The sequence below is a fragment of the Caulobacter vibrioides OR37 genome, from assembly GCF_000372645.1.
In the GTDB taxonomy this organism is placed as follows: Bacteria; Pseudomonadota; Alphaproteobacteria; order Caulobacterales; family Caulobacteraceae; genus Caulobacter; species Caulobacter vibrioides_E.
This window is the reverse complement of record NZ_APMP01000001.1, coordinates 345355-356365: the sequence shown is the minus strand read 5'-3', so window position 1 is coordinate 356365 and position 11011 is coordinate 345355. Positions and strand designations below refer to the sequence as shown.

The following is an 11011-nucleotide window of genomic DNA, read 5'->3' as shown; positions in this document are numbered from 1 at the left end:
ATGAACGCCGCGAGCAAGAAGATCCTGATCGCCGACGACGATAGCTCGGTCCGCCTGGTGCTCAGCCAGGCCTTCACCCGCCTCGGCTACCAGGTTCGCGCCACCGGCAACGCCACGACCCTGCTCAAGTGGGTGACCGACGGAGAGGGCGATCTCGTCGTCACCGACGTGATGATGCCCGACGAGAACGTGTTCGACGTGCTGCCCCGCATCCGCAAGGAGCGGCCCAAGCTGCCGATCATCGTGATGAGCGCCCAGAACACCCTGCTGACGGCGGTCAACGCCGCTGACGCGGGCGCGTTCGAATATGTCTCCAAGCCCTTCGACCTCGATGACGTCACCGCCGCCGCGCGTCGCGCCCTGTCGCGCCCGGCCGACGCCGAGGCCTCCAAGGCCCAGGCCCGCGCGATGCGCGACGAGCGCTTGCCACTGATCGGGCGCTCCGCTCCGATGCAGGAGGTCTATCGGACCATCGCCCGTTTGGTCGGCGCGGATCTGACCGTGCTGATCCTCGGCGAAAGCGGCACCGGCAAGGAACTGGTCGCCCGCGCCCTGCACGAGCTGGGGCGCCGCCGGGACGGCAAGTTCGTGGTCATCAACCTGGCCGCCGTGCCCCGCGAGCGGGTCGAGGCGGAACTCTTCGGCCGCGGCGAGGGCGACAATGGCCGTCTGGTCGAGGCGGACGGCGGCACCCTGTTCCTGGACGAGATCGGCGATATGCCGCTGGACGCCCAGACCCGTCTGCTGCGCGTGATCGACGGCACCGAGCCGGTGATCAATCCCAAGACCGGCCGACGGCCGAATGTGCGGATCATCGCCGCCACAAATCGCGACCTGCGCGGGCTGATCCAGCAAGGTCTGTTCCGCGAGGACCTGTTCTTCCGCCTGAACGTCGCGCCGGTGCGCCTGCCGCCTTTGCGCGACCGCGCCGAGGATATTCCGGACCTGGCCCGCACCTTCCTGCTGCGCGCCGCCCGCGAAGGGCTGCCGGCCAAGACCATCGATCAGAGCGCTCTGGACCGGCTCAAGAGCCACCCCTGGCCCGGCAATGTCCGCGAGCTGGAAAACCTGATGCGCCGGATGTGCGCCCTCTACGCCGAGGAGCTGATCACCGCCCGCATCGTCGATCGCGAGCTGCAGGACCACGCCCCGGCCGTGCGGTCGGAGGAGGGGCCTGTCACGCTGTCGACGCTGGTGGAGCGCCACCTGGCCTCGCACTTCGCCGACCAGCCCGACGGCGTGCCCCCGCCCGGTCTCTATGACCGAATTCTGGAAGAGGTCGAGCGTCCGCTGATCCAGCTGACCCTGTCGGCGACGCGCGGCAATCAGGTTCGCGCGGCGGAAATTCTCGGTCTGAACCGCAACACCCTGCGCAAGAAGATCCAGGACCTGGGCGTGGAGATGACCCGCGGTCGCCGCTGACGCCGTCCGCTGAAGCTTTCGCGGCACATAGCTGTTGAATTTAGGACACACGCTCCTAAACTCCGCGACGATGTCTTCAGTGGCTTACGCGACGGGATCGGAGAACCCGCCGACCCGGTTCAGCCGGGCCTGGTGGCGGGAGCTTCTGCGGTCGCGCTATCTGGTCGGCGGCGGCTATGCCCTGGCGGTGATTCTCACCGTCGCCGGCGTCGCCCTGGCGTCCTCGCCGCCCCGGACCGACTCGATCAGCACGGCCAGCACGGTCATCCTGGTGGTGCTGGGCTTCAATCTGGTCCTGATCCTGGGCGTGGCCACGGTCGTGGGCCTGCGCCTCTACGATCTGATCGACGCCCGGGCCAGCGACGCCGGCGCGCGCCTTCACCTGCGTTTCGTGGGCCTGTTCTCGCTGGCGGCCGTGGCGCCGGCCGTGATCGTGGCGCTGTTCTTCGGCGTGCTGGTCAACCGAGGCGTGGACGGCTGGTTCAGCCAGCGCGTCCAGACCGTGGTCGGCAATTCGGCCAAGGTGGCCAACTCCTATGTCGAGCAGCAGAAGAACTATATCTCCGAGCACATCGGTCCGATGGCCACCGGCCTCAACCAGGCCGCGCCGGCGCTGTCGCAATCGCCGGTGGCCTTCGGTCACTTCCTGGCGGGTCTAACCGAGGACAACGGCTTTTCGGCCGCCTATGTGCTTGACCGCGACGGCCGCATCCTGGCGCGCGCCGAAGCTCCGGACGCGCCGCCGTTCCTGGCGCCGCCGCCCTCGAGTTACGAAGGCACGGACGGCGGCGAGGTCAGCGCCCAGCGCTTCATCTCGACCGACCTTTTCCGGGCGCTCTACAAGCTGAAAGCCTTTCCGGACGGCTACCTCTATGTGGTCCGCCCGATCGAGAAGGGCATCCTGACCCACCTGATCGAAACCCAGGACGCCCTGGTCGCCTACCGGGACGCCGAGCGCAGCCGGGGCCGAATTCAGGCGATCTTCGGCCTCAGCTATCTGGAAACGGCGTTGCTGGTTCTGGTGGCGGCCATCTGGGTCGGCATCGCGGCCGCCAACTCGATCGCCGGCCCGGTAGCCGATCTGGTCGAGGCGGCCGGACGTGTTTCCGGCGGCGACCTCAACGCGCGGGTCGGCGCGGACGCGGGCCCCGAGGAAATCCGCGCACTGTCGAACGCCTTCAACATGATGACCAGCGAGCTTCAGCTCCAGCAGGCGGCGCTGCGAACCGCCAGCCTGGACGCCGAGAGCCGCCGCCAGTTCATCGAAACCGTCCTGTCCGGCGTCAGCGCCGGCGTGGTCAGCCTGGACGAGCGCGGCAAGGTTTCCGCCGTCAATCGCCGCGCGGTCGCCTTGCTGGGCCTGCCGGAACACGCCCTCGGCGTCGATCTCATCGAACTGGCGCCCGAGTTCGAAGCGGTGATGACCGCTTTGGCGGAGAGCCGTCCCGAAACCGATGTCGAGATCGACCTGAATCGCGACGGCGAGACGCGCCGTCTTCGGGTGCGCGCGGCGGGCCACGTGGCGCAGGGCCTGGTCCTGACGTTCGACGACATCACCCGTCTGGTCGCCGCCCAGCGCAACGCCGCGTGGAAGGACGTCGCGCGCCGTATCGCGCACGAGATCAAGAACCCGCTGACTCCCATTCAGCTTTCGGCCGAACGGCTACGCCGCAAGTACCGCAAGGAAATCGCCAGCGACCTGGAGACCTTCGACCGTTGCACCGACACCATCATCCGGCAGGTGGGCGATATCGGTCGAATGGTCGACGAGTTCTCATCCTTCGCCAGGATGCCGGCCCCGCGCTTTGAAGCGGCCAATCTGACCGAGATGTTGCGCCAGGCGGTATTCGCCCAGCGTTTCCAGGACGTCGAGATCGAGGTGAAGCTCGATGAGCCCGGCGGCGAGGACATCTGGATCACCAGCGACGCGCGGATGATCGGCCAGGTGCTGACCAATGTTCTGAAGAACGCCGGTGAGGCGGTGGGCGCGCGTCGCCTCGCCGAGCCGGACTTGCGCGGCCGGATCACCGCGACCCTGACCTCCGACGCGGAGGATTTGTGCGTGATCATCGAGGACAACGGCGTGGGTCTCCCCGCCAAGGACCGCGATCGTCTGACCGAACCCTATGTGACCACCCGCGAGAAGGGCACGGGCCTGGGCCTGGCCATCGTCAAGCGGATCATGGAGGACCACGGCGGCGGCCTGGTCCTCACCGACGCGCGCGAACCGCCCGGCGCGCGCGTGATCCTGAAATTTCCGGCGACCGCGCGGCTGACCGCCGCGACGCCCAGTCATGTCACGGACCAGAGTGGCGTTGAGGAGATGATATGAGCGCCGACGTTCTTGTGGTGGATGACGAGGCCGACATCCGCGAACTTGTGGCCGGCATCCTGGAGGATGAAGGCTACGCGGTGCGCACGGCCGCCGATTCCGACCAGGCCCTGGCCGCCATTCGGGCCCGCAAGCCCGCTCTGTTGGTCCTGGACATCTGGATGCAGGGCGGCGGCATGGACGGCCTCGAACTGCTGGATATGGTCAAGTCGCTGGACGCGGACCTGCCGGTGATCATGATCTCGGGCCACGGCAATATCGAAACCGCCGTCAGCGCCATCAAGCGCGGCGCCTACGAGTTCCTGGAAAAGCCCTTCAAGTCGGACCGCCTGTTGCTGGTCGTCGAACGCGCGCTGGAGGCGGCGGGCCTGCGTCGCGAGAACCGCCGACTGCGGGCTCAGACCCTGGCTCCGGACGGCCTGATCGGCAAGTCCGCCCCCGCCCAGGCGCTGCGTCAACTGATCCTCAAGGTCGCGCCGGCCAACAGCCGCGTGCTCGTCTCGGGGCCGCCAGGATCGGGCAAGGAGTTGGTCGCGCGCTTGATCCATGGGGCCAGCACCCGCGCCCGCCAGGAGTTCGTGGCGGTCAGCGCCGCCGGCATGGCGCCGGAGCGCCTGGATGTCGAACTGTTCGGCGAGGAAGGCGAGGGCGGACGGCCGCGCAAGATCGGCGTGTTCGAGCGGGCGCACGGCGGCACGCTGTATCTCGACGAAGTCGCCGACATGCCGCGCGAGACGCAAGGTCGCATCCTGCGGGTTCTCGTCGAGCAACGCTTCCGCCGCGTCGGCGGCGACAGCGACGTCCAGGTCGACGTGCGGGTCATTTCGTCCAGCTCCCGCGACCTGCGCGACGAGATCGCGGCGGGCCGCTTCCGCGAGGACCTGTTCCATCGCCTGAACGTGGTGCCCGTGCGCGTCCCGGGCCTGGCGGAGCGCCGCGAGGACATTCCGGAGCTGATCAACTACTTCGTCGAGCGGATCAGCGAAGCGACCGGCCTGCCGCGCCGCCGCCTGGGCGAGGACGCGTTGGCGACGCTGCAGGTGCAGACCTGGCCCGGCAATGTCCGCCAGCTGCGCAACAACGTCGAGCGGATGCTGATCCTGGCCTCGGGCGAGCCGGGCGAGGTGATCACCGCCGAGATGCTGTCCGGGGCCGACCAGCCCAGCGCTGGCAACGCCGGCGCGATCGGAGCCGAACGGATCATCGCCCTGCCGCTGCGCGAGGCGCGTGAGCTGTTCGAGCGCGAGTATCTGAACGCGCAGATCCTGCGGTTCGGCGGCAATATCTCGCGCACCGCCAACTTCATCGGCATGGAGCGCTCGGCGTTGCATAGAAAGCTGAAATCCCTGGGCGTCGCCGGCGCCCGAGCGGAAGAGGAAGAGTAGATGTCGCGTTTTGCCTATGTGAACGGCCGGTTCGTGCGTCACGGCGAGGCCGCCGTTCATATCGAGGATCGCGGGTATCAGCTGGCCGACGGCGTCTACGAGGTCTGGGCCGTGATGAACGGCAAGCTGGCCGACGCGGAGGGGCACTTCAAGCGGCTGTGGCGCAGTCTGGACGAACTGCGCATCGCCCATCCGATGACCGAGGCCTCGCTACTGCTCGTGCTGCGCGAAGCCGTCCGGCGCAACAAGGTCCGCAATGGCCTATGCTACCTGCAGGTCACCCGCGGCGTGGCCAGGCGCGACCACGCCTTCCCGAACCCGCCCGTCCCGCCCGCCGTGGTGATCACCGCCAAGTCCGTCGATCGCGCCGCCGCCGACGCCAAGGCCTTGGTCGGCGCCTCGGTGATCTCGGTTCCGGAGACCCGTTGGGCGCGTTGCGACATCAAGTCGATCGGCCTTCTGCCCAACGCGCTCGCCAAGCAGGCCGCGCGCGAACGCGGCGCCGTCGAGGCGTGGTTCGTCGACGACATGGGCCTGGTGACCGAGGGCGCGTCCTCGAACGCCTGGATCGTCGACGCCGACGGCGTGCTGCGCACCCGCGACACAAACGCCAACATCCTGAGGGGCGTGACGCGCTCGACCCTGCTGGAGGTGATCCGCGAAAGCGGCGTGCCGTTCAGCGAAAAGCCCTTCACGATCGCCGAGGCGCAGCAGGCCAAGGAGGCCTTCATCTCAGGCGCCGGGTCCCTGATCACCCCGATCGTGCAGATCGATGGCGTTAAGTTGGGGGACGGGAAGCCGGGCGAGGTGGCGAGCCGGCTTCGGCGTCTCTATATTGAGCGCGCGCGAGAAAAAGCCGTCTGAGGTCGGAGCGAATTCCAGTCAGGCGCGCTTCGGACCGGGCGACCATGTGGAATTTTTCGCCGAGGCCGTGTCGCTTTCGGCGGAAAATCCTCTAGCATGGCCGTGTTTGTGTGGGGGGCGTATTGCCCTCCGTGAACAACGAGAGGGGAACCCCCGATGTCGACCGAAAAGAAACAAAACCTTCAGGACACCTTCCTGAACAGCGTGCGCAAGTCGAAGACGCCGCTCACCATCTTCCTCGTCAACGGCGTCAAGCTGCAAGGCGTGGTCAGCTGGTTCGACAATTTCTGCGTCCTTCTGCGTCGCGACGGCCAGTCGCAACTGGTCTACAAGCACGCCATTTCCACCATCATGCCGGCCCAGCCCGTCCAGCTGTACGAGCCCAGCGCCGACTCCGACGACTGATCTAGAGACGCTTGTCCAAATCCCCATCCCGGTCGATCGACCACGCCGCGCCGATCCTGAAGGCGCTTGTCATCCATCCGGCGCGGCAACTGAGAGGCCAGGCGGCCCTAGAAGCTCGGGATCCCAACGCCCGGCTCGAGGAAGCCGTCGGTCTTGCGATCGCGCTTGATCTCGAGGTCGTCGAGACCATGGTCGCGCCGCTGCGCGTCGTCACCCCGGCGACCCTGTTCGGCAAGGGCAAGGTCGAAGAGTTCGCGGCGATCTGCGAGGTCGAGCATATCGACGTCGCCGTCTTCGACGATCAGTTGACGCCGATCCAGCAGCGCAATCTCGAAAAGGCGCTGGAGGTCAAGGTCGTGGACCGCACCGGGCTGATCCTCGAGATCTTCGCCCGTCGCGCCCGCACGCGGGAAGGCCGCCTGCAGGTCGAGCTGGCCCGGCTCGAATACGAGCGCTCGCGCCTGGTCCGCACCTGGACCCACCTGGAGCGGCAGCGCGGCGGCACGGGCTCGACCGGCGGTCCCGGCGAAACTCAGATCGAAATCGACCGCCGCCTGATCGCCGGGACGATCATCAAGCTCAAGAAAGAGCTCGAAGAGGTGCGCCGCACGCGGACCCTGCACCGCAGCGCCCGCAAGAAGGTTCCGTATCCGACGGTCGCCTTGGTCGGCTACACCAACGCCGGCAAGTCCACGCTGTTCAACCGCCTGACCGAGGCCGATGTTCTGGCTAAGGACATGCTGTTCGCGACCCTGGACCCGACCTTGCGCACGGTGAAGCTGCCCGACGGACGGCCGGCGATCATGTCGGACACCGTGGGCTTCATCTCCGACCTGCCGCACGAGCTGGTCGAGGCGTTCCGCGCCACCCTGGAGGAGGTGCAGGAGGCCGACGTCGTGCTGCACGTCCGCGACGTGGCCAACCCCGACAGCGAGGCCCAGGCCCGGGACGTCGAGACGGTGCTGTCAGAGCTGGGCGTCACCCTCGACGAAGGCAAGACGGTCATCGAGGTCTGGAACAAGGTCGACCTGCTGACCGAGGACGACCGCGAGATCATCGAGGGCCAGGCGCGCCGCAACGGCGCGTCCGCGGTCTCGGCCGTGACGGGAGAAGGCTGCGAGGCGCTTTTGCGCCGGATCGGCGGGCTGATCGACGACTCCCCGCCGGTCGAGGTGTCGCTGGGCGTGCATGAAGGTCAGGCCTTGGCCTGGATCTACCGCAACGGCCGGGTGCTGAGCCGCTATGACGGCCCGGACGGCGACGTGGTGCTGATGGCGCGGTTGGATGGCCAAGCCTTGGGCCGGTTCGAGCGCCAGTTCCCCGACGCCGTGGTCAAGGCCGCCGCCGAATAACATGCCATGAACTTGGCCCAGGGAGGCCAAGGCCGCTGTCCTCACGTCTCAGTTACGGGTCATCCCGCCTTCTCGGTCGCCTTGGCGTCGTTCCAGAGGGCGTCCATCTCGGCGAGGTCGGACTGGTCAGGCGTCTTGCCGCGCCGAGCCAGCGCCGCCTCGATGAAGGCGAACCGTCGGGTGAACTTCGCGTTGGTCGCGCGCAGGGCGTCCTCGGGATCGACATCCAGCTTGCGAGCCAGGTTGGCGCAGACGAACAGGATGTCGCCCAGCTCCTCGCGGGCCTTGGCCGCGTCGCCGGCCTCGATCTCGACCCGCAGCTCCTCGGTCTCCTCGCGCAGCTTGGCCATCACCTCGGTGGTCGAGGGCCAATCGAAGCCGACGCGGGCGGCGCGCTTGGTCAGCTTCACGGCGCGGGTGAGGGCGGGCAAGCCCGTCGGTACGTCGTCCAGAACGCCGGTTTTGGCCTTGGCCTTGCGTTCCTGGGCCTTCAGCGCTTCCCAGCCCTCGACCTGGGCCGAAAGGTTTTCGTAGGCGTGATCGCCGAACACATGCGGATGCCGGCGGATCATCTTGTCGGAAATGGCCGCGGCGACGTCCTGGATGTCGAACGCGCCCTGTTCCTGGGCCATCCGGGAATGGAAGACGACCTGAAGCAGCAGGTCGCCCAGTTCCTCCTTCAGATCCGCCAGATCGTTGCGTTCGATGGCGTCGGCGACCTCATAGGCCTCCTCCACCGTGTAGGGCGCGATCGTCGCGAAAGTCTGTTCCAAGTCCCACGGACAGCCGCGCTCCGGATCGCGGAGGCGATCCATGATCTGGATCAGGCGGAAGATCGGATGCTGATCTTCACTTGGCGGGGGCGATGTCGACGGGGAGGACTGAGACATTCGGGTCCGGTTCGGCTGCGGGCGGGGTCTGGACCGTCACCGCGTCCCGCGCCGCCAGTTGGCGCTGAATCTCGGCGAGGCGTTGAGCATCCAGCGGATAGCGCAGCATGACGACCGAGACCAGCAGGCCCAGCCCGGCGGGCAGGAAAGCAAACAGACCGATCAAGGCCGCGTCACCGGAGGCGGTCGGCGCCTTTGGATCGAAGCCCATCCACGAGAGGACGATGAACACCCCCACGGCCAGGGCATAACCCAGCTTCATCGCGCCGCTGACGATGGCGTACAGCAATCCGGTGCGGTCCGCCCCGCTGGCGAGGCGTTCCTCGTCGCCGATGTCGGCCATCATCGAGCGGACCAGCAGCGGCGCGGCGGAATAGGGCAGGCCCGACAGGATCAGGGACAAGGTTCCGATCCAGGTAAACCCGGTGGGGGTCATCGCCGCCGCGATCTGGAACACGGCATAGGCGATAGCGGCGACCGAGAGCGCCCGGTGCTTACCCAGACGCTTGGCCAGGAACGGCCAGATGGGAGCGCCGGCCAGGGCGGCCACGAAATAGACCAGAAGCAGGACTCCGGACTGGGTCTTGTCCAGGTGTTTGATGCGTTCGAAGAAGAAGATGAACAGCGAGCCGGCGATGCCAGGGGCCAGCCCCATCAGGATGTCGGCGGTCAGCAGCAGGCGCACCGACGGACGCTTGAACAGCGCCGCGTATTCTCGCAGGCCGGCCTTGTGAACCACCTTGGGCGCTTCGGGCTCGCCGACCAGGGTGGTGGCCAGCAGGGTGCTGAGCGGGGCCAGGATGACGACGAACCAGCCCATGGCCTGGACGCTGGCCAGATGATCGCCCTTGAAGACCCCGGTGACGATGGGCGGAAGGCAGAGGACCAGGATCATCCCGACCACATTGCCCGCCTGCCACCAGCCATAGACCCGCGAGCGTTGCTGATAGTCGCTGGATAGCACCGCGCCCCAGGCGGTCTGGGACAGCACCACCATCGAGTAGCCGCCATAGACCACGACCAGCCAAAACCACAGATAGACGGGGCCGACGCCGGGCTGGGCCATGAACAGGAAATAGGATCCCGCGACGATGACCGGCGTGCCCGCGATCAGCCAGGGACGAAAACGCCCCAGCCTTGTCCGCGTGCGGTCCATCATTCCGCCGAGGATGGGGTCGAAGAAGATGTCGACCAGCTTGACCACCAGGAACGCAGCGCCCACAGCGCTCAGCGAAAGACCCAGCGAGCTGACGTAGAACTCCGGGAGGTAGACCACCAGCGGCAGGCCCATCGCGGCGATCGGAATGCACGGGGTCGCGAAGGCGGCCAAGGCCCACGAGGGGCGTCGGTCGGTCATGGCTTACTCCTCCCTGGCCGCTTGGAACGCACTGATGTTCGACGGCTGTTTCAAACGAGTGTGCGAGCCTTTCGCGTCGAGCGCCAGCCTCTTTCCACCGCGCTTGCGCCTCGACGCGGCCTAAGCGGCCGGCTTCAGGCGAAGGGGCAGCCCCGCCGCGATGAAGAAGACTTCGTCGACCGCGCGCGCCAAATCTTGATGCAATCGCCCGGCCTCGTCGCGAAAGCGGCGACCCAAAGGCGTCTCGGGGACGATGCCCAGACCGACCTCGTTGCTGACCAGCCAGAGCCTTGCCTCGCAAGCGAAGACCACGTCGAGCAAATCCGCCGTCGCTGCGGCGACATCCTGGTCGGCGAGCATCAGGTTCGACAGCCAAAGCGTCAGGCAATCCACCACGGCCACGCCGTCGGCGGGGAGGGCGGCCAGGGCCGCGGACAGGTCGAGCGGCGCCTCCACGGTCATCCACGAATCGCCTCGGTCGGCTTGGTGACGCGCGATCCGCTCCGCCATCTCGTCGTCGAAGGCCTGGCCCGTCGCGATCAGAACCGGACGCGCGCCGATCGCCGCGCCTTCGGCCGCCCGCTGGGCGAAGGCGCTCTTGCCCGAGCGGGCCCCGCCCAGAACCAGGGTCGCGGTCATGTCAGCTCCACAATTGACGCTTCGCGGCGCAACCGTTAGGGCTGGCGGTGCGTCAGGTTCCTCGAAAGAGGATCAAAAGGGAACGAGGTGCAAGACCTCGGCTGCCCCCGCAACTGTAAGCGGCGAGTTCAAGCGTCATAGGCCACTGGGATCTTCGGATCCTGGGAAGGCGACGCCCAGAGCCTTGACCCGCGAGCCAGGAGACCTGCCCGACGCGGTCGTTCATCGCTCGGCCGGGGTGCGCCGAACGAACGGGATCTCCCGAGAAACGGCAGTCAGGACCGCGCGCCGGTCCAACGCCTTCGCGTCGCCTCCAACGGCGCGGGTGCGTCGCGTCGGCGCGCGGGTCGTTCAGAACGGGAATG

9 protein-coding genes and 1 riboswitch are annotated in these 11011 nt (G+C 67.4%); of the genes, 6 read left to right on the top strand and 3 right to left on the bottom strand.

Going from position 1 to position 11011, the window contains the following annotated elements; all coding sequences use genetic code 11:
- The 6 genes from OR37_RS01690 (at nt 1) to hflX (ending at nt 7760) form a co-directional block, all read left to right on the top strand.
- Nucleotides 1-1422, top strand: coding sequence for a sigma 54-interacting transcriptional regulator (locus OR37_RS01690; RefSeq protein WP_004615410.1), 1422 nt, complete (start codon nt 1-3; stop codon nt 1420-1422).
- Nucleotides 1423-1492: 70 nt separating this feature from the next.
- On the top strand, nt 1493-3754 hold the full coding sequence (locus tag OR37_RS01685) for a sensor histidine kinase NtrY-like (RefSeq protein WP_004615408.1): 2262 nt from the start codon (nt 1493-1495) through the stop codon (nt 3752-3754).
- Nucleotides 3751-5139 (top strand): nitrogen assimilation response regulator NtrX, encoded by a 1389-nt coding sequence (gene ntrX / locus OR37_RS01680; protein WP_004615407.1) that lies wholly within the window; start codon nt 3751-3753, stop codon nt 5137-5139. Before OR37_RS01685 ends, ntrX begins: the two co-directional genes overlap by 4 nt.
- Nucleotides 5140-6003, top strand: coding sequence for a D-amino-acid transaminase (locus tag OR37_RS01675; protein WP_004615406.1), 864 nt, complete (start codon nt 5140-5142; stop codon nt 6001-6003).
- Nucleotides 6004-6159: 156 nt separating this feature from the next.
- On the top strand, nt 6160-6408 hold the full coding sequence (gene hfq / locus OR37_RS01670; RefSeq protein ID WP_004615405.1) for an RNA chaperone Hfq: 249 nt from the start codon (nt 6160-6162) through the stop codon (nt 6406-6408).
- An 11-nt stretch (nt 6409-6419) separates the two neighbouring features.
- Complete coding sequence (gene hflX, locus OR37_RS01665) at nt 6420-7760, top strand: GTPase HflX (RefSeq protein ID WP_035016800.1); 1341 nt, start codon at nt 6420-6422, stop codon at nt 7758-7760.
- A 59-nt stretch (nt 7761-7819) separates the two neighbouring features.
- Here hflX and mazG read toward each other — a convergent pair whose 3' ends face one another.
- The 3 genes from mazG to cobU all read right to left on the bottom strand — a co-directional run bounded on the left by mazG (nt 7820) and on the right by cobU (nt 10646).
- On the bottom strand, nt 7820-8650 hold the full coding sequence (gene mazG / locus OR37_RS01660) for a nucleoside triphosphate pyrophosphohydrolase (RefSeq protein ID WP_081612846.1): 831 nt from the start codon (nt 8648-8650) through the stop codon (nt 7820-7822).
- Nucleotides 8610-10007 carry an MFS transporter gene (locus OR37_RS01655; protein WP_004615402.1) on the bottom strand — a complete coding sequence of 466 codons (1398 nt, stop codon included), beginning with the start codon at nt 10005-10007 and terminating at the stop codon, nt 8610-8612. Before OR37_RS01655 ends, mazG begins: the two co-directional genes overlap by 41 nt.
- Nucleotides 10008-10127: 120 nt before the next feature.
- Nucleotides 10128-10646: a bifunctional adenosylcobinamide kinase/adenosylcobinamide-phosphate guanylyltransferase gene (gene cobU, locus OR37_RS01650; RefSeq protein WP_004615401.1), complete on the bottom strand. Its 519-nt coding sequence runs from the start codon at nt 10644-10646 to the stop codon at nt 10128-10130.
- Between the two features lie 37 nt (nt 10647-10683).
- A riboswitch (cobalamin riboswitch) is annotated at nt 10684-10873 on the top strand.
- Nucleotides 10874-11011 lie beyond the last annotated feature (138 nt).